The sequence below is a fragment of the Amycolatopsis sp. NPDC101161 genome (genome assembly GCF_044768185.1).
In the GTDB taxonomy this organism is placed as follows: Bacteria; Actinomycetota; Actinomycetes; order Mycobacteriales; family Pseudonocardiaceae; genus Amycolatopsis.
Window position 1 is genome coordinate 437,202 of the sequence record NZ_JBIWPI010000003.1, and the last position, 21,325, is coordinate 458,526.

General features: G+C 68.8%; 21 protein-coding genes. 6 read left to right on the plus strand and 15 right to left on the minus strand.

The features are described 5' to 3' along the window. Positions 1-247: 247 nt before the first annotated feature. Entirely contained in the window at positions 248-547 is a 300-nt protein-coding gene (locus ACIRSS_RS23830; protein ID WP_400898395.1) for a hypothetical protein, read from the plus strand. Between the two features lie 637 nt (positions 548-1,184). On the opposite strand, the gene ACIRSS_RS23835 is transcribed toward ACIRSS_RS23830, so the two are convergent. From ACIRSS_RS23835 to ACIRSS_RS23870, 8 genes are all read right to left on the minus strand, one after another. Continuing rightward, complete coding sequence (locus ACIRSS_RS23835; protein ID WP_400898397.1) at positions 1,185-1,952, minus strand: hypothetical protein; 768 nt, start codon at positions 1,950-1,952, stop codon at positions 1,185-1,187. Continuing rightward, entirely contained in the window at positions 1,949-2,281 is a 333-nt protein-coding gene (locus ACIRSS_RS23840; protein ID WP_400899762.1) for a sigma factor-like helix-turn-helix DNA-binding protein, read from the minus strand. Before ACIRSS_RS23840 ends, ACIRSS_RS23835 begins: the two co-directional genes overlap by 4 nt. A gap of 391 nt (positions 2,282-2,672) precedes the next feature. After that, complete coding sequence (locus ACIRSS_RS23845; RefSeq protein ID WP_400898399.1) at positions 2,673-3,332, minus strand: AAA family ATPase; 660 nt, start codon at positions 3,330-3,332, stop codon at positions 2,673-2,675. Between the two features lie 118 nt (positions 3,333-3,450). Next, positions 3,451-3,681 (minus strand): hypothetical protein, encoded by a 231-nt coding sequence (locus ACIRSS_RS23850; protein WP_400898401.1) that lies wholly within the window; start codon positions 3,679-3,681, stop codon positions 3,451-3,453. A gap of 1,200 nt (positions 3,682-4,881) precedes the next feature. Further along, complete coding sequence (locus tag ACIRSS_RS23855; RefSeq protein WP_400898403.1) at positions 4,882-6,981, minus strand: xanthine dehydrogenase family protein molybdopterin-binding subunit; 2,100 nt, start codon at positions 6,979-6,981, stop codon at positions 4,882-4,884. Further along, positions 6,978-7,973, minus strand: a complete 996-nt coding sequence (locus tag ACIRSS_RS23860; protein WP_400898405.1) for an FAD binding domain-containing protein — start codon at positions 7,971-7,973, stop codon at positions 6,978-6,980. Before ACIRSS_RS23860 ends, ACIRSS_RS23855 begins: the two co-directional genes overlap by 4 nt. After that, on the minus strand, positions 7,970-8,509 hold the full coding sequence (locus ACIRSS_RS23865) for a (2Fe-2S)-binding protein (protein ID WP_400898407.1): 540 nt from the start codon (positions 8,507-8,509) through the stop codon (positions 7,970-7,972). The genes ACIRSS_RS23860 and ACIRSS_RS23865 overlap by 4 nt, the downstream gene beginning before the upstream one ends. A 173-nt stretch (positions 8,510-8,682) precedes the next feature. After that, a complete protein-coding gene (locus ACIRSS_RS23870) occupies positions 8,683-9,582 on the minus strand; it encodes an AraC family transcriptional regulator N-terminal domain-containing protein (protein WP_400898409.1) in 900 nt (299 codons plus the stop codon). 555 nt (positions 9,583-10,137) lie between these two features. On the opposite strand from ACIRSS_RS23870, the gene ACIRSS_RS23875 reads away from it, so the two are divergent. After that, entirely contained in the window at positions 10,138-11,373 is a 1,236-nt protein-coding gene (locus tag ACIRSS_RS23875; protein ID WP_400898411.1) for an MFS transporter, read from the plus strand. A 185-nt stretch (positions 11,374-11,558) separates the two neighbouring features. Next, positions 11,559-12,938, plus strand: a complete 1,380-nt coding sequence (locus tag ACIRSS_RS23880; RefSeq protein ID WP_400898413.1) for a diguanylate cyclase — start codon at positions 11,559-11,561, stop codon at positions 12,936-12,938. Between the two features lie 61 nt (positions 12,939-12,999). Here the strand turns inward: ACIRSS_RS23880 and ACIRSS_RS23885 are convergent, their stop codons facing one another. From ACIRSS_RS23885 to ACIRSS_RS23905, 5 genes are all read right to left on the minus strand, one after another. After that, positions 13,000-13,518 (minus strand): hypothetical protein, encoded by a 519-nt coding sequence (locus ACIRSS_RS23885; protein WP_400898415.1) that lies wholly within the window; start codon positions 13,516-13,518, stop codon positions 13,000-13,002. 109 nt (positions 13,519-13,627) lie between these two features. Then, positions 13,628-14,380, minus strand: a complete 753-nt coding sequence (locus ACIRSS_RS23890; protein ID WP_400898417.1) for a hypothetical protein — start codon at positions 14,378-14,380, stop codon at positions 13,628-13,630. Positions 14,381-14,382: 2 nt separating this feature from the next. Next, positions 14,383-14,733, minus strand: a complete 351-nt coding sequence (locus ACIRSS_RS23895; protein WP_400898419.1) for a hypothetical protein — start codon at positions 14,731-14,733, stop codon at positions 14,383-14,385. A 12-nt stretch (positions 14,734-14,745) separates the two neighbouring features. Further along, positions 14,746-15,456, minus strand: a complete 711-nt coding sequence (locus ACIRSS_RS23900; protein ID WP_400898421.1) for a hypothetical protein — start codon at positions 15,454-15,456, stop codon at positions 14,746-14,748. Between the two features lie 221 nt (positions 15,457-15,677). Continuing rightward, a complete protein-coding gene (locus tag ACIRSS_RS23905; protein WP_400898423.1) occupies positions 15,678-16,307 on the minus strand; it encodes a hypothetical protein in 630 nt (209 codons plus the stop codon). A gap of 366 nt (positions 16,308-16,673) precedes the next feature. On the opposite strand from ACIRSS_RS23905, the gene ACIRSS_RS23910 reads away from it, so the two are divergent. Together ACIRSS_RS23910 and ACIRSS_RS23915 are read left to right on the plus strand one after the other, a co-directional pair. Then, positions 16,674-17,210, plus strand: coding sequence for a hypothetical protein (locus tag ACIRSS_RS23910; protein ID WP_400898425.1), 537 nt, complete (start codon positions 16,674-16,676; stop codon positions 17,208-17,210). Between the two features lie 655 nt (positions 17,211-17,865). Then, on the plus strand, positions 17,866-18,321 hold the full coding sequence (locus ACIRSS_RS23915) for a hypothetical protein (protein ID WP_400898427.1): 456 nt from the start codon (positions 17,866-17,868) through the stop codon (positions 18,319-18,321). A gap of 48 nt (positions 18,322-18,369) precedes the next feature. On the opposite strand, the gene ACIRSS_RS23920 is transcribed toward ACIRSS_RS23915, so the two are convergent. Continuing rightward, positions 18,370-18,669, minus strand: coding sequence for a hypothetical protein (locus ACIRSS_RS23920; RefSeq protein ID WP_400898429.1), 300 nt, complete (start codon positions 18,667-18,669; stop codon positions 18,370-18,372). On the opposite strand from ACIRSS_RS23920, the gene ACIRSS_RS23925 reads away from it, so the two are divergent. Then, positions 18,653-19,687 (plus strand): pentapeptide repeat-containing protein, encoded by a 1,035-nt coding sequence (locus tag ACIRSS_RS23925; RefSeq protein ID WP_400898431.1) that lies wholly within the window; start codon positions 18,653-18,655, stop codon positions 19,685-19,687. The genes ACIRSS_RS23920 and ACIRSS_RS23925 overlap by 17 nt on opposite strands. 723 nt (positions 19,688-20,410) lie before the next feature. On the opposite strand, the gene ACIRSS_RS23930 is transcribed toward ACIRSS_RS23925, so the two are convergent. Beyond that, positions 20,411-20,932 (minus strand): hypothetical protein, encoded by a 522-nt coding sequence (locus ACIRSS_RS23930; RefSeq protein ID WP_400898433.1) that lies wholly within the window; start codon positions 20,930-20,932, stop codon positions 20,411-20,413. Between the last annotated feature and the right edge of the window lie 393 nt (positions 20,933-21,325).

A 21,325-nucleotide genomic window follows, 5' to 3' on the forward strand; every position in this document is an offset into this window, starting at 1 on the left:
TGACCGGTCGCGACGACGACCCGAACAACGCGTTGCCGCCCGCCTGCAGCACCCCGCTCGCCGACGCGTTGCCCGAGAACGTGAGGTCGATGCGGTGGCTGACCGCCCGACGTTGAGCAACGATCACGACCAGGTCCGCCAGCTCGGCATTGCCGGGCACAGGCGTCCTGTCCCGGCGTCGCGGGAATCCGGCGCCCACCGCTCTCGTGCCGGACGGCGGCGGGCTCGAGCGCGTGCGGCCCCGGCGATGCCGTGGAGCAACGTCGTCGACCGCTGCGCCCATAACGACAAAATTCGTCGGGACGCGCTGATCGCGCTCGGCATGGTGCTGATTTCCGTGATCGCGATCGTCTTCGCGGTCACCGGCGTGCTGGGCCCGCTGGTCCGGGATGCGGCCGGAAGCGGCGTCGTCCGCATCGTGGTCGGGAGCGTGCTTGGCGGTGGCGGGCTTGCGTACGGCGGCTTTCGGCTGCACCGCCACCGAGCTCGTCGCGCCGAGCACGCTACCGACCCAGAGGCGCGACAGGACGAACATGGAACCCGGTAGATCGGTCGCGCATCCGGTTGCGAGATCAAGGAATAGCGCCGCCTGCCGCTGCAGGCCGCTCACCGCGTCACCTCGAGGCGGGACGACGGGCCCGGTGCCGAGCAGCACCACGCTCGACGTGCCGTCCGCGGTCCAGCCGGACGGTGAACCCGTCCAGCGCGGACACCGTGTGCTGCGACCTGAACGCCGTCACCGAGTCCCCCGATCCGCAGCGTCCGCTGTGCGCCGAGGTTCACCGGGCCACCGCCAGCGCAAGTCCGGACCGGCATGTCCATGGCCATCGGCGCGGAAGCGGTGTCGCAGTCCAGCTTCAAGACCGACATCGTCGGCCGCGCGCGATTGCCGCGCGCCCCCTGACCAGGTATCGATCACTGAGGTGGCGCCCCAGAGCACGCCGCCGAGCCGGCGCTTCCCGTCTTTTCTTCCCACGGCCGGATCGGCTGCGCCACGCGTCGGCCTCACCAAGTGCGTGTCAGTGAGGCCCGACGACGAGCCGGCCGACCGCAGTGGCCGGGATGGCCGAGTAGACCGGCGCCTCGCCCTTCCCTGAAGCCTGCCGGGTGCCAACGCTAGGTGCGAGGGCAGGTCGCCGGACCTGCCCATGTGACGAAAGTGGGTTCTCTCCGCGGGGCACTGATCAGCGGCAGCCTGCAGGCGTGGCGGACCAGTCTTCTGCATCATCGAAAAGCCTCTCCACCGCCACGCTGAGCTGTTTGACGAACGCCTGCAGCTGCGCGATGACAGCCATCTGATTTTCGATCGCCACCCGCTTCCGCGTGGTGCACCTGTGGTGAATCAACATGGCGGCGCTCATGACACCGACGAGAACCAAGCTGGCGACGAGGGCCTCGAACGTAGAGCCGTGCTGGTGTTCCGCCTTGGCCGAGACAAAGAACATGCTGATCAAAGAGGCCACAGCGAGCCACGGAACGATGAACCGGAACGTTCCCGTGCGTTCGCGTGTCGCGGCGAGTCGCTCGATCGACGTCCCCAGGCGCACATCCACCTGCTGCAAGACTCGCTGTGCTTCCTGCCGGCTGACGACTCGCTGGGCAAGCTGATGGTCCAACTGTTTCAGGGCCGGGCCGAGGGCGGCGATTTCACGCGCGGTGGTCTTGCCAGCTTTCCCCCTGCCCGAAGGGAACGTCTCAAGGACGTGGAGTGTGGTGAAGATCTGGGCGCTGACCGAGTGCAGCGCCGCGGTCTTGTCTCGCGGTGCTCCGCCGTCGATCGACTCCGCCTTGTGCGGCGTGTTGTCCGGTCGTGAGGCTGGCTCGGTGGCCATGGACGCCAGGCCGGCAGGGATGTCGACGGTGCGGGCGAGGGTGTCGTTGAGGTGGGCGGCGGCTGCGCCGAGGACGGCGTCGAGCTCGGCGTCGCTGATCGGGTGCTCGTTGGCGGTCATCGCTCCTCCTGCGACTGCCGGTCTGCGTGGATCCGGTCTTTCAGGCTCGCGCGGGCACGGGCGGCGGCCTTGGCCACCGCCGCGGGGGTGGTGCTGATCGCCTGCGCGACCTCGCGATGGTTGAAGCCGTCCATGAGGTAGGCCATCACCATTCGCTGCTGTTCGGGCAGCGGCGCCAGCAACGCGCGGACGCCCTGGGCAGCCTCGGCGACCTCGGCGTAATGCTCGGGCGACAAAAGCGCGGAGGCCTCCAAGTCCGGCACGACGTCGGCAAGGTCCTCGTGCCGGGCCGAGAGCGGCTTCTTGACTCCGCCAGCGTACGAGCGCAGTGATCGTCGCGCGGTCGAGCCGAGAAGGCAAGATCACCGGCGCGGCCGGGCTAACGGCTTCGGTGGCTGGGGCCGGTGGGCGGGTTGAGTACGGCGTGGTCGTGCCAGCGGCACAGCAGACGTGCACGGTGCTTTCGGCCGGGAAGGCGCTCGCCGGACACTGCAGGCTGCTGGCAGATCCAGAAAAGCCACCGGTGGCGGGAACTCGCTGGATCCCACTTCGCGCGGCGCGGTTCCGGTCAGGGCGATCATCCTGGCGTTGGCCGGCATGATCGCGGGCAGCCATCCGATCGAGCGACCGGCCGTAGCGCGGACTTCTGGAACCCGCCCGGTGTCGGCGTGCTCGTCCGCGCGAGGCGCTGGTCCGATACGCGCGGCGGGGGATACCGGGTCAGGTGCCGGACGCGTCCCGCTGATCGCCGTCCAGGTGCGAGACAATCCGGTCCACAGAGGCCTCGGCTGACGAGGTGGCAGCGATGATCCGCTCGCCGTGGACATGGAGGCGTCCGCTCGCTGCGTACCAGCCGCGCATGTCCGCAGGAGTGAATTCGGTGGCTTGGGGGCGGGTGGCGTGGCGGCGTACGGTCTCGTCGAAAGGCACGTCGAGGTAGAAGAAGCTGGTGCGGCCGCGGTGGTCGGTGGCGAGCTGGCGCAGCATCGTCCCGTACCGGGCTGCGGTGAGGATGCCTTCGAGGATGACGTGGTAGCCGGCGTCGAGGCTGAATCTGCAGACCGTCGCGATGAGCGCGATGTTCAGGCCGCCGGGGACGTCGCGCTCGCGCAGGACAACGCGGCGTAGGACGTCCTGCTGGACCAGGGCGACGCCGCGGCCGAGGCGTGCGCGGACAGCGGTAGCGATCGTGGTCTTGCCGGCGCCGGACGGGCCCCGGAGCACGACCAGCTGGGTGTGTGGTGAGCCAGTCGGGCCGCTCGGCAGCTTCTGCGACGATGCTGCCGGCGGCGGTGTAGCTGCGACAGGCGCTGCGGCATGAGCCCCGATCGATCCGGCATCAGCGGGCTCGGGGTGCAGTTTGTCGCTGCGCGCGGTCACGATGCCCACTAGTACCCGACGAGCCGGAAGACGGTGGACGGGACCGCCTCATCCGCGCCCACGCGATGCGCGAGTCTCGGCGGTGGCGCCGAGCGGTGCAGGAATCCGCGCTGGCCGCTTACGCGCAGGCTTGGCGCCACTGCAGGGCTGCGCGCCAGGTCGCGATCAAGGCTTCGTCGTCGGCGAAGCTGGGTGAGGTGCCGGGCGGTACCCAGGTCTGCTCGACCGGTTCCCCGTCTTCGACGTGCACCACGCTGATTCCTGGGTAGCGCAGCACCTCACTGTCGGGCTCGGCGGAGATGCTGACTTCGCGGCTGGTCACCACCAGCCGCACGTGCCGTTCACTCATCACACGCCCCTGCCCACCTCGTAGTCGACATCATCATGGCGCAAGGATCGCCATCGGTAGCACGTTTTCCTCTCGTTGTGGTGTGAATCGCTTGCAGCGGTGCAGCAGCGAGACCTGCAGGCTTGACGTCCGGATTCCCGTCCCGGAAAGCCGGGATCGTGTCGTTAGGCGTCCGGCGTGCTGTGCAGTTGTTGCCGACAGGACGGGAAAGGGCCTGAGGCGGCGGCAGACTCGGGGGAGGAAAGCTGCCGCCGGTCTCAGGCCCGCGGCTGATGCCGCAGTGCCGATGTCGACCCGCCGTTCTCGGTTGTTACTGCGTGGATGCGTCGACGCGATGCCCGCGAATGTGTGCTGTACCGAGGTTGTTGCCGGCGAGCGCGTCGGCGGTGGGAAGCCGGGCGGTGTGCCGGGCCCGCCCCCTACGCGAGCCCGGCACGCCGTATCCCCTGGTGGCGACCTCAGGCTCCCCAGCCGTCGAGGACGCCGGTCCCCGCGCGCGGCTCCGACAACCGCGCACGCCGGTGAAACCCGCACGGCAGCGTCGCGTGACGAGACTGCAGATCATGAACACCCGGCCGGGGGATGTTCGACAGCTACGCGAGCCGGCGGTCAGGCATCGCTCTGCACCGACTTCCCGCAGGTCGACCGCGGTAACGCTCCATGACGAACCCCGCAGCAGACTACGGTCGTCGGAGGTGGGACTGGTCCATCCGGGTTACGGTGGTCACCTGCGGGAACGTGTGGTCTGTCGACCTTCGGGAACTGGTGGCCGGGACGGAGGCGGTTATGGCGGCGCGAGGTGATGCGATAGGCCGGGTGCCGGGCTGGGTCGAGCCGATGCTCGCGACACCGGACGGCGACCGGCTGCCATCAGGCCCGGCGTGGGCGTATGAGTACAAGCTGGATGGCTATCGCGCCTGCATGCGCATCGGGCCCGAGGGCACCACGGTGCTGACCAGCCGCAACGGCATCGGCTTCACCGGCGAGTTCGCCGATCTGGCCACCGTCCCCGCCCCTCCGGGTGGCGAGGTTACTGCGGGTCCTTGCGGTAGGGAGTGGTCCGGGGCCGCGACGCGGGATCTGCTCCGCGCGAGGGGAATGGTCGGGCCTGGACTGCGAGCACGGGAATCCGGATGCGTTCAGCGCGTTGCTGCTCGATCCTTGACAACGGCGGGTCGCGGTGCCGACGGTCGCCAGGTCTCACACCGCACGACGTTCGCCTGCGACGGCGGTGGTCTGCTCCAGTACGCGGTCGAGGCGGATCGGGAGGATCCGCTGGCGGGTGCCGGTGGCGTGCCACACGGCGTTGGCGATCGCCGCCGCGGTGCCTGCTGTGCCGATCTCGCCGAGGCCGTTGAACCCCGACGGGTCCTGGGGCTCGTAGTCCGGCACGAAGCCGGCCTCGATGTCGGGCACGTCGGCGTGCGCGGCGATGTGGTAGCCCGCCCAGTCGCCGTTCGCCAGCCGGCCGGTGCGGGGGTCTCGCACGCTCTGCTCGTGCAGGGCCATGGACAGCCCCATGATCATCCCGCCGACCACCTGGCTGCGGGCCAGCAGCGGGTTGATTACCCGGCCCACGGCGAACATGCCGAGCAGCCGGCGGACCCGGACCTCGCCGGTGGCGGGGTTGACGGTGACCTCCGCGAAGACGGCGCTGTAGGTCTGGCGTTCCCGGGCCGGCTGGAAGTCGATCAGCGTGGTGGTGTCCACCGTCGCGGTCGTCGGCCGGACGGGATCGTCCCGCAGTTTCTTGGCGGCCTCGGTGATGGCGAAGGACCAGGACGTCGTGCCGCGGGAACCACCCGCGCCCCACGCCATGCCGAGATCGCTGTCCCCGATCCGGAGGCGGATCCGCTCGGTGCTGGCGCCCAGCGCGTCGGCGGCGACCGCGGTCAGCGCGGTCCGGGCGCCCGTGCCGATGTCGCTCGCCCCGATCGACACCGTGAACGTCCCGTCCGTCTCCGCGGTGATCGAGGCCTTCGACGGGAACACCCCGGCGCTGAACGACGTGGCGGCCATGCCGCTGCCGATCAGCAGCGGGCCCTCGCGCCGGGAGCGGGGGCGCCGGTCGCGCGCCGCCCAGCCGAACCGGCGCGCGCCCTCCCGCATGCAGGAGACCAGGCGGCGCGTGCTGAAGGGCTTTCCCGAGGCGGGCGTGACCGTGGGCTGGTTGCGCAGGCGCAGTTCCAGGGGGTCCATGTCCAGCCGCTCGGCGACCTCGTCGATCGCCGACTCCAGGGCGAACGAGCCGGGCGTCGCGCCGGGCCCGCGCATCGAGGCGGGCGGCAGGACGTCGATCGGCACGGCGGTGAGTTGGGTGCGGATCGCCGGCGCCGAGTACAGGATCTTGGCCTGCTCGGTGCACGCCTCGATGTACTCCGAAAGCGGCGAGAGGGCGTAGGCCGCCCGGTGGTGGATGGCCCGGAGGCGGCCGTCGGTGTCCGCGCCGACGGTCAGCACCTGGTCCGTTGGAGGCCGCGACGAGGTCGTCTCGAAAACCTGCGCCCGGGTCATGGCGATCCGCACCGGGCGTCCGAATCGTCGGCTGGCCATCGAGGCGAGCACCACCTGCGGGCCGCAGGCGCCCTTGCCACCGAAACCCCCGCCCACGTGCTCGGAACGAACGTGCACCCGTTCCCGGTCGATGGACCACAACGCGGCGAGGACCTCGGACACGCTGAACGCTCCCTGGTTGGAGTCCACGGCGTACACGTGGTCGGAGTCCCACCACACGGTCGCGGCGTGCGGCTCCATCGCGCAGTGGCTCTCCTCCGGAGTGCGATAGCGCTCCTCGAGCACGACCGCGGACGCCGCCAGTTCCGCTTTCAGGTCGCCGATGTCCGCCTCCGGGCCGAAGGCGGTCGACGCCGGCCGCGCGGCCGGGTGCTCCAGGCTGAAATCGAGGTCGTGCGGCTCGCCGTCACAGGTCACCCGCAACGCCGCCGCAGCCGCTCTGGCCTGCTCGGGCGTTTCCGCCACCACCAGCGCGAGCGGCCAGCCTGCGTAGGGAATCACGTCGTCCTGCAGGAGCCGGAGGCTGCCGTCCGGGCCGAAGTAGTTGCCGGCCTCGGGGTTGAGCCGGGGTGCGTCGCGGTGGTCGAGTACTCCCAGCACACCCGGCATACCGAGCGCGGTTGACGTGTCGATGTCGCGGATCCGGCCTCGGGAGAGGGTGCCGGTCACCATCCAGCCGTGGGCCAGGTCCGGTATCGGGATGTCCGCGGCGTAGTGGGCGGCGCCGGTGACCTTGAGCCGGCCCTCGATCCGGGGGCGTGGGGTGCCGACGGCATCCGCGTTCATCGATCCGTCTCCGTTCCCGTGAGTTCACCGAGCACGGCCTCGATCAGGTTCCGCGCCAAGGTCACCTTGTACCTGTTGTCGGGCAATGGATTCGCTTCGCTCAGCGCCTCCTCGGCGCAGGTCCGGAGCCGGTCGGCAGTGGGCCGGGCGCCGCGGAGCAGGGCCTCGGCGGAACCGGCCCGCCAGGGACGCGACGCCACGCCACCCAGCGCGATGCGCACGTCGCGCACCACGCCGTCGCGGATGTCCAGCGCGGCGGCGACGGAGAGGGTGGCGAAGGCGTACGACGCGCGCTCACGGACCTTGCGGTAGCGCGACCGCAGGCCCGCCGCGGACCCCGGCAGGACGACGGCGGTGATCAGCGCGCCGGGCGGCAACGCGGTCTCCCGGTCCGGCCGGTCACCGACCGGCAGGTAGAACCGGGACAATGGGACCTCACCGGGGCCGTCGAGCGTCTCGTAGCTCACGACCGCGTCCAACGCGGCGAGGGCCACCGCCATGTCCGAGGGGTGGGTCGCCACGCAGTGCTCGGAGTGGCCCAGTACCGCGTGGTTGTGGTGCACGCCCCCGATCGCGGCACATCCACTACCGGGCGCCCGCTTGTTGCACGGCTGGGAGAGATCGGCGAAGTAACCGCAACGGGTTCGCTGCAGGAGGTTGCCACCCACCGTGGCCATGTTCCGCAGCTGACCGGACGCACCCGCGAGGACGGCCTGGGTCAGCGCCGGGAACCGGCGGCGCACCTCCGGATGCGCGGCCATGTCGCTGTTGGTCGTGGTCGCACCGATGACCAGCCCGCCGTCCGGTGTTTCGCTGACACCGTCGAGCGGCAGCCGTCGTACGTCCACCAGCCGGGTCGGCTCCTCGACTCCGCACTTCATCAGGTCGACGAGGTTCGTGCCGCCGCCCAGGTACCGGGCGCCGGCATCGCCGGCGACGGCGGTGAGCGCGTCGCGGACCTGTGCCGCACGCTGATAGGCGAACTCCCTCACAGCGCACCTCCCTCGCGTGCCGCGGTCTCGAGCACCGCGCGCACGATCGACGGGTATGCCCCGCAGCGGCACAGGTTCCCGCTCATCCGCTCGCGCACCTCGGCCTCGTCCAGTTCCGGCGCGCGGTCCGGTGCGTCGCCGGCGGTGACGGCGCTCGGCCAGCCTTCGGCGTGTTCGGCGAGCATCCCGACCGCCGAGCAGAGCTGCCCGGGCGTGCAGAAGCCGCACTGGAAGCCGTCCAGGCGCACGAACGCCTCTTGGATCGGCCGCAGCTCGCCGTCGGTGGCCAGTCCTTCGACGGTCGTGACCGAGGTGGTGTCGGCGGCGACCGCGAGGGTGAGGCAGGAGACCACCCGGCGGGCGTCGCAGAGCACCGTGCAGGCGCCGCACTGCCCCTGGTCGCACCCCTTCTTGGGGCCGGTGAGTCCGAGGTCCTCCCGCAGCGCGTCGAGCAGCGTCCTGCGGTTGTCCACGGAGAGCCGGTGGGTCTTCTCGTTGACTCGCAGCGATATCTCGCTGCGGGTGTGCTCGGGCATCAGCGTCCTCGTTCCGGGGTCAGGACCCGCTCGACCGTCGTTTGTTGTCGGTCACGAGCCGACCGCGAACCGTCTTCAGGTGCCTCTGTCCGGGGAGGCTATAGCGAGTCTCCGCAGCGAAACTCGTCTGCAGCGCAACCGAGCAGGATGGGGCAAGAAGTCGCGAGTTCTGGTCAACCGTCGCGAGCGGTTCGGACGTTCGCGCCCAGGCGGACCGCGTCCCGGCGCGGCGGGTCACCGAACTGCCTGCGGTAATCGCGGCTGAACTGGGCGGGGCTCTCATAGCCGACCTGACGGCTGATCCCGGCGATGTCGCCGGGATCCGCGGCGAGCAGCAGCCTGGCTTGCTGCAGGCGGATCTGCTTCTGGTACTGGATAGGGCTCATCGAGGTGACGGCCTGGAAATTGCGGTGGAACGCGGAGACGCTCATGCCCACCCGCTGTGCCACCTCCTCGACGCGGAAGGGCAGCGCGTAGTGGGCGCGGATCCACTGGACGGCCCTGGCGATGTGGCTGAGGCTGCTGTCGGGCAGGCCGAACTGACGCAGGATGCCGCTCTGCTCACCGGTGAGCAGCCGCCAGATGATCTCCCGCTTGATCAGGGGCGCGAGCATCGGGATGTCGCGGGGCGAGTCGAGCAGCCGCAGGAGGCGGACAACGGCATCGAGCAGTTCGGCGGAGGCGGTGCTGACGGCCAGACCGGCCGGCGCGCCGGGGGCCAGGTCCGGCAGGTCCCCGGCATCCGCGGCCAGCAGGACTTCGGCGACGGCGGCCGGCGGCAGGTCCAGGCCGAAGCCGAGCGCGGGTTCCCGCGGGTTGGCACGGACGAACTGCGCGGTCACCGGCAGATCAACCGAGGCGACGACGTACTGGCCGGCGCGGTATTCGTACAGGCGGTCGCCCAGCGCGAACCGTTTGGTGCCTTGGGCGACCAGTGCCAGCACCTGGCCGTAGGTGGTCGGCGTGGGCGGGCTGGGTCGATCGGCACGGAAGATGCGCACGGCATCGATGTCCGTGCTCAGATCGGGCCGGGCATGGCGGGCCAGCAAGGCGCGTAGCTCGTCGAGCGACATGGCCGTCATTCAAGCACTGCACAACGCGGAGCCCCCGGACCCGGGGAGCAGCAGAGGCGAGCACGCGCTGCCGGACGAGCTTGCCAGCCCGGTGTGGGCGGCGAACAGGGCCGCGCCGAGTCGTGGGGTAGGGCTCGGCGGCAAACGGGGGGCGTTTTGCCGCCGAGCCAAACTGCCGACGATCGGGACGGTCGGGGGGCGTGCCGGACCGATCACCTCAGCATCAGACAAGAGGGCGGGCTGCGGCCGGAATGACGTTCCGGGCCGGAGATCACTGAGTCGAGTGACGCGCCGGTGCCCGGAGCTCGGCAGGGCTTCGGCCCCCCGAACCTGCCGAGGTGCCGGACACCGACCGGCCCCTTTTAGCGCCTCGGGACCGGAAACGGTGCCACGGCCTGGCGACCTCCCTCGAACGAGTCGGTGAAACCACTCGACAGGGCTGTCCGAAAGCGTCGAGGTGGGATGGTCAAGCCGTGAGTCGGTGGCGGAACGCGATTTCGGGTACTACCGTCGGCGTTCTTTGATGGACTGTGCGTGACAGCCTGTGGGGTGGGGATGGCTGGTCAGCGACGGGCGGGGACGCTGCGGGCGTTCGCTGTGCCGGAGTTCCGGCTGGTGTGGCTGGCAGGGCTGCTCTCGGTCGCGGGAGACCAGCTGGCGCGGGTCGCGTTGTCGATCCTGGTGTTCGAGCGCACCGAGTCGGCGGCGTGGAGCGCCGCGACGTACGCGCTGTCGATGCTCCCGGCGCTGGTATCGGGAGCGTTGCTGTCATGGCTGGCTGACCGATTCCCGCGTCGCCGGGTGATGGTCACCTGCGACTTGGTGCGCGCGGCGCTGGTGGCCGTGATGGCGGTACCGGCGGTCCCGTTATGGGGACTGGCGGTGCTGCTGGTGCTGGTGCAGCTGGCCGAAGCGCCGTTCTCGGCGGCACAGGGCGCGGTGCTGCCGGAGATGCTGGGAGCCCGGTACGAGGCGGGTCAAGCGGTGCAGCAGGTCACCACGCAGTTGTGCCTCGTCCTGGGGTTCGCGGCGGCCGCCTTCGTGGTCGTGGGTGTCGGCGCGCACGGCGCGCTGGCCATCGACGCCGCCACTTTCGCCATCTCGGCCGTGCTGATCAGAGCCGGCCTCGGGCCGTACCCGCCGGCCGTCGCTGACGGCGCGCCCGCCGTGACATCGTGGTGGCACCGCATCGTCGCCGGCGCCGCTGTGGTGGCCGGGGACCGCAGGCTGGGGACGCTGGTGTGGCTGGGGTGGCTGGCGTTGTTCACTGTCGTGCCCGAAGGGCTCGCCGTGCCCTTCGCCCGGCAGATCGGCGCGGCCGGCGGATGGATCGGCGTGATCCTCGCCGCCGAGCCGGCTGGCGCGGTCGTCGGGGCGCTGCTGCTGCGCTGGCTTCCCCGGCAGACGCGAATCCGGGCGCTCGGGTTGCTGGCGATCGGCACGTCCGCCCCATTGATGGCCTACTGGGGGCAGCCGCAGCTCGGGGTCGCGCTCGCGCTGCTGTTCATATCCGGGTTGTGCTCGGGGTACCAGGTGACGGCGGGCGCGACGTTCGTGCAGCTCACGCCGGCATTGGTGCGGGGTCGGGCGCTGGGGTTCGCGCGGACCGGGATGATCGCCGGGCAGGGGATCGGGGTCGTGCTCGGCGGGGTGCTCGCGCAGCAGGTCGGTGCGTCGGTGGCGATCGCGTGGGCGGGGACCGCGGGAGCGCTGGTCGCGCTCGCCGCAGCCGCGGTCTGGTCGCGCCGGGAACCGGCGGCGATCTCAGCTGTCCTCCCCGCTGAATCATGATCTCGAATCTCGTGGGTCGTCGGGGTTACCAGCCCTTGTCGCTCATGGCGCGCTCCTTCCGGATGGGGTGCGGGAGACGGGGCAATTCGTGGCGGTTCACCAGCCCTTGTCGCTCATCGGCTCACCTTTCCGTGCAGTTTGTCCGGTGACAGATACAGGGGAATGGTCTCAGCCGCCTGGAGGCGTTGCGTTCGCAGGAATCGGCTGACACCCGACTGCAACGCGACTACGCTTGGCGAGCATGTGATTACCGGCACAGAGCGGCGCGGGGAGGCACTGCGATGAGCGACCACGAGATCACACCCAGAGCCTGGTCGCCACCACGGTGGAAGCTCTGGACGCTACCCGGACGCGTTCAGGTTCTCGTCCTGGCCGTCGACCTCGCGGCACTCGGTGTGCTGATCCTGGCTGTGCGCACGACGTCCTCACCCGCGGCTGCCTGGGCCACGGCCGGGTGGCTCGCGGCCGCGGCGATGCTGCACCTGCACGCCTCGCACCTCATCGAACGCCGCCGACGCGACCGGTCGAACTCACCGTATGTCGACTTGTGCAGCGTGTGGATCTTCGCTGGCGCCATCGCGCTCCCGCTGGCCCTGGAACTGGTGCTGGTCGCCGTGATCTACGGGCACCGGTGGGTGCTGGTCAACCGGTTCGACGCGTTCCGCCCGCCGCACCGCACCGTCTTCACCGCCGCCACCCTCGCCCTCTCAGCCTCCGCAGCGTTCGCGGTGCTGCAGCTGACCGGCACCCACGAACACCTCGCTCATCTCGCCGCCGGGGCCCGGCCGGGCTGGAGCGACCTCGCGGCCGTGGTGGCCGCGGGCGGCGCGCAATGGACGGTCAACACCGCCCTCGTCGGCACGGTCATCGCCTGGACGGTGACCATCGAGCATCCCCGCCAGGTGGTCGGCAGTGCCTCGGACAACCTCCTTGAAGTCGCCCAGCTCGCCCTCGGGGTGTTCGTCGCGCTCGCGCTGCTGTGGTGGCCGCCGGTGGCGTTACTGATGATCGTCCCGACGTTCGCGCTGCACCAGTGCGTCCAGCTCGACCAGTACAAGCTCGCCGCCCGCACCGACCAGCGCACCGGCCTGCTCAACGCCATCACCTGGCACCAGCAGGCCCGGCACGCTCTGGACCGCGCCCACGCCACCCGGGGCCGGGTCGGCGTCCTGATGATCGACCTGGACTGGTTCAAGCGCATCAACGACACCCACGGCCATCCCGTCGGCGACGACGTCCTCGAGCAGGTGGCCGGCGTGCTCACCAAATCAGTCCGCCGGGGCGACGCAGTCGGCCGCTACGGCGGGGAAGAATTCGCCGCGCTGCTGCCCGGCGTCGACGAGCACGAAGCCCGTGCGATCGCCGAACGCATCCGTGGCCGCATCCGAGCACTTCGCATCACGGCGCCGACCGGTGAACTCATCCCGGTGACGGTCACCGTCGGCGCCGCTCTCTATCCAGCGATCCCCGAACCCGATCTGGACGGGCTCGTCGCGGCGGCCGACAACGCGCTTTACGCGGGCAAGCGGGCTGGCCGCGACCGGATTGCCCTCGCCGGCCCCTGAAGCGGTCACAGCAGGTGTCCGCTACGCGCAGTTCATCCCGGGCCACCGCGCGGAACGGGCATCAATGCGGCTGCACCACCTCGAAGAACGCCTGCGCGATGGCTTTCACCCTGTCCTTGCAGGCTTGTGCGTCGTCCCCGGGCATCTCCCAGTCGGAGACCCCGATCTTGAACGTCGCGTTGCTGTCCAGGACGACCAGTTCGCACATCGTTCCCCGCGCAGCCGGCGCCCACGCCGCGCTCTGGCCCAGGCGCACCGCCGGGTCGAGCACATAGCCGCCCGAGGAGGTGTAGACGCCGAATCCGGTGCGCTGGCGCTGCACGCTGTTCACCTCGAGGTCGAGGTGGACCGTCGCCGCGTTCGCCGGATCCGTGAAGGTGCACAGCCAGCCTTTGCTGCCTTGCACCTGAATGTCGGAGCTCTTCGGCGGGAGGTTCCCGGCCCGGCCGGCGACGTCGTCGCAGCTGGCCAACGGTGCGGACCCGTACTTGCCGTCGACCTCGTCGTAGCTGCTGCCGCGGTGCAGCACGGCGAACACGCCGACGGCGGCGCCGACCACGACGACGATGCCGACGGCCACGAGCGCGATGATCCAGCCCGTGGTGAGGCCTCGTTTCGGTGGCGGACCTCCGCCGTGGTTCGGCGGGAAGCCGTGGGGGAGCGGTGCGTTCACGGCTGCGTCTCGCGCGTCACAGGTTGACCGCCTGGGGCCACTGGCCTGCGGGCAGCCGGGGATCGTTCATCAGGCTCTTGGCATTGCGGATCTGGTCCAGGGTCTGCATCAGCCGGGTGGCGATCTCACCCAGCCGGGCGATCCCGGCGGTGACGATCCCGCCGACGGCCCCGGAGACGTCCATGACGGCGGCGGGAATCTCGACGACCGTCGCGGCTTCGATCGCGGCCGCCACCAGCGCGCCGAGGAAGTCGGCGACGATCTTCACCAGTCCGGTCATGAACTCGACGTTGAGCTGGGCGATGTCCATCAGCCACTTGCTGATCGCGTCGGCTTTTCCGCCTTGGCCGCCGATCGCGTCCACCGCGTCACGCTGCACCTTGGCGCGGTTGCGATACTCGGTCGCCGCCGCGCCCTCCCAGTAGGCGAGGTTGGGGTCGGCGGGGGCTTCCACCGAGTTCACCATGGCGGAGACGTCCTTCTGCACGTGGTCCTGCCAGTTGAAGCTCTGCACGATGAGCGACACGACCGGCATGTGGTGTTCAGCGGCGTAATGCACCAGCTTCACGACCTTGTCCAAGGCGTCGCGCAGCTTCTTGATCCCGTCGGAGATCCAGATCAGAGCCGGGCCGAGGACGTACTTCCAGTCGTTGATGTGCCCGACCGCGGCGTTGAACTTGTCGATGATCTTGCGGATTTCGTCCTCGACCGTGCCGAACATGGTGTCGAGGGGTCCGGTGTAGGCCTCGGGGCCCGATGGTGTGGTCATGTCTACTTCTGCGTCGTTCCGTAGATTGTCTTCAGGTCGATTTCGGTGACCTGCTCGGCAAGCTCGTACATCCCGGCCGTCTTCTGCAGCGCGTCGTCGATCTGGTCGAACTCCAGGGCGGCACCGTCGAGAGCCGTCTCCACGTACTTGCGCAGCGATTCGTAGGTATCGGCCAGCAGCGACGCGTTCAGCAGTTCACTGGCCAGGGTGAGGGGATCTCCGACGAAAAACGCCGTCGATCCCAGCGTCGCGTTCTTCACGACGGGGTTGACCTTGTTCACGGTGTCGGCGAACCCACGCCATTTCGTTCCCTCGACGCGCACCGCCGAGGTGATCACCTTGTAGCCGACCATGGTCAGTGCCCCCTAATCGTCGTAGCGGAACTCGAACGGTTCTTCGTCGTCATCGGGCATCGGCTGCCGCGCGGACCGGGCCGGCTCGTCACCCGGCGAGGCCAGTCCGGCGGCCGCGAACACCTCGAGAAGATCCAGCCGGAGCCGGTCCGAGCCGGCGTTGGCCAGCGCGTTGACCGAGCCGGTCAAGCCTACGGGGCTGCCACCCCGCAGGTGCAGCACGAAGAACCCGCGCGGACTTCGGACGTCGCGAGCCACCGGAGCCGGCCGGTTCGCCTCGAGGCGATGGATGCGCTCCAGTTGCTCGTCGATGTCGCTCATCCGCGCGCGGATCACGGCGTTCCACTCGTCGAACGACCGAGAATCGGCACTGACAATCGGGGTCTCGCTCGCCGGCAGAGGCGCGGCAGGTGGCCTGGCATTCGCGAGTTCGACGACCATCGCGCGCTGAATGGCGGTGACGTAGGTCTGGAACAGCACCCCGGCGAGCTGAGCAGCGGGAATCCGGGACATCCACCTGAGCTGGATGTCGACGTCGGTCACCTGGCGTCGAGCGTCAACCGTGATCCTGATGGTGCCGGTGGCGTCCCGGGCTTCGTACTCTGCGGCGGGCTCTACTCGCTGACTGCCCGGCTGCAGCAGCTCGTTCAGCTGCGCGTTCGTGGTGGCAACGTCGGGCAGGTCGAGCTGCGCGAGCGCGACGTGGTCGAGACTGAATGCCAACGGTCCTCCCCTTGCGGCCATGGCTGGCTACACCGTTGCGAGGACCATACAGGTGGTTGGTTTCTTTCGCCCGGTTTTACCGGAAAGAGTGACTTGAGGAAGGTGCGGTGCCTAAGCACCACCAAGCGCCCCGTCGTCGCCATCCCCGTGGGCCTGCGGCCAACCTCGGCCCGCGTCGATGTGATCGCGGCGGCGGTTCGCTGTGCCCAATTCGCGGGACGTCAGTTGCCGTCCTCGTCACCGCGGTGACTGGTCACGCAGCTGGTGGGTTTGTCGCGCAGGCACACCTTGCCGTTGGCGATACGTAGGCCGACGGTGTCGAACGCGGTGACCCAGTTGCCGGCGATGGCTTTCTGGGCGGGTGCGAGCTGGATCAGGCCGGAGCACACGGCCGCGTGCAGCTTGTTCTCCACCGCGTCCTTCGGGTTCGGGATCGTGCCTGGCTCGACCCACAGGTTGCGCGGATCATCGGCGGCGCCGCCGAGTTCCAGGCTGATCAGGTGGTCGTACTCGCCCTTGTCGCTGGGTGCGAGGTTGTAGGAGCGGGCGGACGCGGCCTTCATCTTGGTCGTCTTCGACGTCGGCGGCCGGACGGTCTTGGTCCATCCGGTCTGGCAGATCGTGTCCTTGATGGTGTTTTGGCGCACGGCGGGATTCACCGCGCCGGGGGTGCAGTTCGGGTCGGGCAGCGGCTGGCCGTCACGGGTGCCCAGCTTGCAGGTCCCCGGTCCGGGCATCGCCGCAGCGGAGTTCCCGACCGGCAGGTCCCCGGGAGCTGCCGCCGGCGTTGATGTCGGGGTTGCCGCGTCGGAGGCATGGCAGCCGGAGGCAGCCAGTGCGGCGGCGAGCACGGCAACGGTCCACCGGCGTGTTCCGAACCGGGTAGAGGGCACGGGAAGCTCCTGTGTCAGCAACGGCGGCGGGGACGACCGACCCGCCTGGCATGGGACGGGATTCGACAGTGGTCCGACTTCTACCCGCTCCGTGGGCGTTGACCTCACCGCCACGCCGTGCCGGAGAGCGGCCGGCCCGCCGAAGGTCGGGATGTTCCGGACGGTGCGACAGCAACCCGACGCGGTGAACGGTTTCGCGGTGGCATGGACATCTGGTGGCTTCTTCACTGTCACCGTGTCGTCGCCGACTCCTGCGCATGGTGATGACCACCGAACGCCGCCCTTGCTCGCCAGACCCGCTGTCGTTCTGCGAAAGGACCCAGGATGAGCCGCCCCGTACTTCGCGTCTGCCTCACCGCCGCCGCGGTCACCGTCTCGGTCGGCCTGATCGACGCCCCCGCCTACGCCGCCGGCCCGATGGCGGCCACGGCGTCGTGCTCGCAGGCATACCTGCCGCTGCCGGACCCGGCCTGCACGCCGGGGGCGAAGAACCCGGACGTCACCCAGTCCACGATCGGCTCGACGATCTGCGTGTCCGGCTGGACGGCCACGATCCGCCCGTCGACGACCTACACCAACGGGTTGAAGAAGCAGGGCATCATCGACTACGGCTACAGCGACACGAACATGTCGGACTACGAGGAGGACCACTTCCTGCCGCTGGAGCTCGGCGGCGCGCCGAAGGACCCGCGCAACCTGTGGCCGGAGCCGCACGCGGGGAGCCCGAACTCCTCCAGCAAGGACTCGGTGGAGAACGCGGTGAAGAAGGCCGTGTGCGCCCACCAGGTCACCTTGTCCGCCGCGCAGACGGCGATGCTGCGCAACTGGACCACCGCGAAGTCCGTACTCGGCATCGGCTGAGAGAAACCCGGCCGCACCACCCTTCAACGGCTGGACGGTGCTGCGCGCCGCTGGCTCGTCTCAGGTGCGGGTGTGCTGCGCCGCAGCGGTGGACGGTGGTATCGAAGCTGTCTCCGGGCGCCGGGTGGAGGGTGAGATTGCCCGCCGGCTCATCGGCGGCCACTGGCTGATGTCCAGGTTTTGGCCAGTGGCCGCGGACGGGGTGACTGGATACCGCGGGGCCGCGTGCATACCGTCACGCCACCGCCCTAGTGCCCGGGCCTTGCCGTGCCGCCGTCTGCCGTGGAGGCTCAGCGGCGGCGTCACCATTCGGCCGGCGGGGATCGCGGCACCTCGGGTCAGGTGCCGGGCAGGTGCTGCGAACTCGATACCGGTCGGTCCCCGGCCACAGCGACACGTCCAGGTACTGCTCGGTCCGGATCGCGCCCGCTCCACCGCCGCTCGCGGTAGCCGATATCGTTCGGTGTGCAGGCGCGCCGTGCCCGCGCGCGGTCACGACCGGGGCATTCGCCGAAGGAGGCTTTCGATGGAGTCGACGCACACCGAGCGCCCGATCGGGAGACAGCCGTCGAAGTCCTCGGACGCACGGCGTTCACCTGTGACGGGGGCAGCCGCTGCCGTGGAACCGGGCTGGCCGCGCCGGCGGTCACGCTGCATGGCCGACCTCGAACCCAGGGGTGTGCTCGGTGCAAGCGTGCGAGCTGACCGGGCGACACCGTGGGCGGCGGCCGTTGTGGCCACGGCCGCGGGCGATGTCTGGGATGCGCTGGAATTCGATGATGAGCGATGCACTCGGCTGCGCGCCGAGGACCTGTGCCAAGTCTGCGGGCGCCCGCGCGGGGAGCAGGTGTACTTGCTGGCGGCGGAAAACCGCGCGCACGAGACAGTCCAGATGTATGGCGGCGCGCTGTGTTCCTTGGCGTGCGCGCGATTGACGGCGGTGGAGTGCCCGCATTACTACACCAAGAAGGCGCCGATTGAGGTGTTTGTAGTGCCTCGGCAGGTGCGGGTCGATCTGTTCGGTGGCGGGTTCGGCAATGACGACGAGCACAACCTCGCGGGATTGCAGCCGATCGATCGGGTCCGTCTCGTCCAGGCGGAGAAGCCGTGAAGTCACACCGGAAACGTCGACGCTGAGTCCTTCTTGCGTGTCTGGCGGCTAGCCGAACGCCCCGCAACCCGTGACCGGGACGAGCGGAAGGAATTCGGTGTCGACGATGTACTCGTATTCGTCGCGGTCGGTGTTGCGGGCCAGCAGCCGTTCGGGTTCGACCAGTGCGGTCCAGATCGCTCCGGGGAGTCGGCCGCCGAAGCCGCCGGCGGCGTAGGTGCGGGCGACGTCGCGGGAATCCGTCCACGACCAGTTGCCGCGGTGGGCGGCGACGGATCCGCGGTAGAGCGGGGCGGCGATCGTCTGCTGACCCTGGAGCGGAGGAATCGTGATGACCGAATACGGCATGGAACGCGAGCGACGCCGCCGGGCGAGTTCGCTCATCGGCTTACTCTTCTTGGCCGCCCTGTCCGCGTCACTCGCGTTCAAGGTGGGCTGGGTTGCCGCGGTGGCCGGGGCGGTCGGGTTTCTGGTGCTGGTGTATGTCGCGTTCATGTTCGTCGTGTGGCGCGACAGGCGGGCCGAGGCGCGGCGGCGGGCGTCCGGTGCCGCGCCGTCGTGGTCCGCGCAGCTGCCGGTCGCTGCCGCCCTGCAGCTCGGGGCCAAGGCGCCCGGGCGGCATTCGCGGCAGCAGGAGGTCGGTGAGCTGCTCGGTCGGCTTTCGTTGGTCGACGGCGGATTGCGCTGGGAGCCGCGAGAAGGTGACCGGAAGCGGGGAGTGGGGCCGGTCGTCTGGGACCGGTCGTGGACGCCAGAGGTCGTGTCGCTTTGGGGTCCGGGCAGTCAGGGATGCCTCACCCTGACCCGTCCCGACGGGATGGCGGTCGACCTGTGGATCCGGCATTCCGCGGACCTGCGCCGTGCGCTCGGCTCGGCGGAACCGGGTAGCCGGCGGCATGCGCACGGAAATTCGGAGTCATGGAACCTGGCGGAGGTTCCGGTCGACGAGCGGGAAGTCCCCCGATTGCCTGGGTGCCAATCACCGTGGCTGCGTCGGCGGCAGCCACCAGGTGTGGGTCGAGGCCTTGGTGTTGGGCGCGGCGGTCGCATACGGCGACCACGCTGCGGCCAGCGGGTCGCGATGAACCGCGCGGATCTGCGCGGCGTGGACCTGGGCAGCGCGAACCTGGGCGGCGTGAGGCTGTCCAAGGCGGACCTGCGCGGCGTGGACCTGATCGGCAGGGATCTGCGCGGCGCAAACCTGGGGGACGCGAACCTGGGTGGCGCGAGGCTGCTCGAAGCGGACCTGCGCGGCGTGGAATTGCGCGGCGCAGACCTGCGCGGCGCAGATCTGAGCTTTGCGAAGCATGATGCGAATACGCGCATCGAAGGGGTCGCCACCGATCTCAAAACACTGTGGTGGTGATCGCCACGACGAGTTCGGATCTCTCCGCCGAGACGGTTCACGGTAGACCAAGCACCGGATACCGCTTTCGCTAGTTCGGTGACGGCGAGCGGAACCGAGTACTCACTTCGGCGAAGACGCGGACATTGCGCAGCAGCGGTGGTGCTGACGGAGGCTAACGCTACTACTTCGAAAAGGGCCAGGTAGGACGACCACCTCCGCGCCGCAGCGGTCATGGCAACTGGCATCGCCGCAGGTCGACGCGCAATTCTGGGCCAACTTTAGCGCCGCCAGACAGACGGTGTACGAGGTGGCCGAGACGCCGTCGATCGGCGGCGGCGGTGGTATGTCCTTCCCGACGACAGCACGTACTTCATTCCAACCTAACGGGCTGAGGGCCGTCAGCGGCGCACTAAGGGCGTTCTGGTGGCTTGCCAGAGGCTCGGCGCTGACTCCGCGTGCTGATCTGGCATGCAATCTGCTGTCCGCCTGAGCTCAGGTGGACTACTACTTCCAAACAATTCCATAGAAAAGATACGGCTCCGGTTCGTGTATTTCAAAGACAAAGTAGTCATAACCTTCAAGTGGAGATGCGCCTGACGTATGCGGTGACGTGTCGGCTGATTCCAGCCTGCCTGAAAAGCCGTATATGCTAAAAGGCTGGTCGGACCTGTCGATCCAATCAGTAGGATGAGGTAAGTTGAAGCCGTTATCAAACTTTACGATCAGCCGGATGATTTCATATCATTTAAGGGGGCGCACGGCCAATTTGCCATGAAGATCGGGAGTGGTTATCATTGCGAGTTGGGTGGTGTATTGGCGAAATTCTTCCATGGTTCTAGCCTCTTCGAACTCCTTCCATACGCGGTAGCCATAGCGATACTGCTGACCGGCTTTAAGGTTGCTGAGGCGAACCCACGGCCATTGCTCTTGGCGGAGAGATTCTGAAACAGACCTGTTGTAGTCTTCGTATGGCATGTTCATGTTAATGGGCACGTGCACTGTTGCGGATGCTCCGTATATTGCTTCAACTGGCCGTTGGTAATTATATACCGCTTCCCAGTTGACGAACTCGCCATTCGGCTGCGGTATGTCGAACGTGCCCGTGGTGTTCGGCGTCATTTCAAATAGAAGTTCCATGCGGTAGGGGGACTCGTAGCGCGTGTGCACGAAATAGGTGATCTCAACGGTCTCCTTTGTTGAAGTGTGTGACATCTCCACAAACCGCTTTGCTCTTGCAACCAGCTGGTTGGCCAGAATTCTCATCAAACTCAGCTCTGCGCCACTGAGTTCGAATGTGCGTGGCATTATTCTCAGGCCTAGGATCTGAATTGCCTTGTGGCGCCTGTCTCGGGCCCTCCTGAATCCCGGCCTCTGGCGCCACTCCGTATGTAGTAGGACTTCCAAGGCTTGCCGTATTAGGTCTGCTGACAGGTATTTTCCGGCTGGTGGGTAGTCGTACACGCCTTCGAGTTCGCCTACGGCGTTCCAGATCTCTCGCACTATTTGGTTACCGGAGCGGTCGAGACCGAGCTGGGGTAATTCGGTTAGTTCTGGGTGCAGAGCGGCCCGTGCTGGCTGCGCGGCGTAGCCAACCAACTTGTGGAGGCACTCCGCGATTGCTTCCACATCCTCTGACCAGCGCATATGACACGTCTC

Excerpts from the sequence above, each read along its gene's own strand:
- ACIRSS_RS23830 (WP_400898395.1), top strand. The coding sequence starts at position 248 with ATGCCGTGGAGCAACGTCGTCGACCGCTGCGCCCATAACGACAAAATT.
- ACIRSS_RS23835 (WP_400898397.1), bottom strand. The coding sequence starts at position 1,952 with ATGACCGCCAACGAGCACCCGATCAGCGACGCCGAGCTCGACGCCGTC.
- ACIRSS_RS23850 (WP_400898401.1), bottom strand. The coding sequence starts at position 3,681 with ATGAGTGAACGGCACGTGCGGCTGGTGGTGACCAGCCGCGAAGTCAGC.
- ACIRSS_RS23855 (WP_400898403.1), bottom strand. The coding sequence starts at position 6,981 with ATGAACGCGGATGCCGTCGGCACCCCACGCCCCCGGATCGAGGGCCGG.
- ACIRSS_RS23865 (WP_400898407.1), bottom strand. The coding sequence starts at position 8,509 with ATGCCCGAGCACACCCGCAGCGAGATATCGCTGCGAGTCAACGAGAAG.
- ACIRSS_RS23870 (WP_400898409.1), bottom strand. The coding sequence starts at position 9,582 with ATGTCGCTCGACGAGCTACGCGCCTTGCTGGCCCGCCATGCCCGGCCC.
- ACIRSS_RS23875 (WP_400898411.1), top strand. The coding sequence starts at position 10,138 with ATGGCTGGTCAGCGACGGGCGGGGACGCTGCGGGCGTTCGCTGTGCCG.
- ACIRSS_RS23890 (WP_400898417.1), bottom strand. The coding sequence starts at position 14,380 with ATGACCACACCATCGGGCCCCGAGGCCTACACCGGACCCCTCGACACC.
- ACIRSS_RS23895 (WP_400898419.1), bottom strand. The coding sequence starts at position 14,733 with ATGGTCGGCTACAAGGTGATCACCTCGGCGGTGCGCGTCGAGGGAACG.
- ACIRSS_RS23910 (WP_400898425.1), top strand. The coding sequence starts at position 16,674 with ATGAGCCGCCCCGTACTTCGCGTCTGCCTCACCGCCGCCGCGGTCACC.
- ACIRSS_RS23915 (WP_400898427.1), top strand. The coding sequence starts at position 17,866 with ATGGCCGACCTCGAACCCAGGGGTGTGCTCGGTGCAAGCGTGCGAGCT.
- ACIRSS_RS23925 (WP_400898431.1), top strand. The coding sequence starts at position 18,653 with ATGACCGAATACGGCATGGAACGCGAGCGACGCCGCCGGGCGAGTTCG.
- ACIRSS_RS23920 (WP_400898429.1), bottom strand. The coding sequence starts at position 18,669 with ATGCCGTATTCGGTCATCACGATTCCTCCGCTCCAGGGTCAGCAGACG.
- ACIRSS_RS23930 (WP_400898433.1), bottom strand. The coding sequence starts at position 20,932 with ATGAGAATTCTGGCCAACCAGCTGGTTGCAAGAGCAAAGCGGTTTGTG.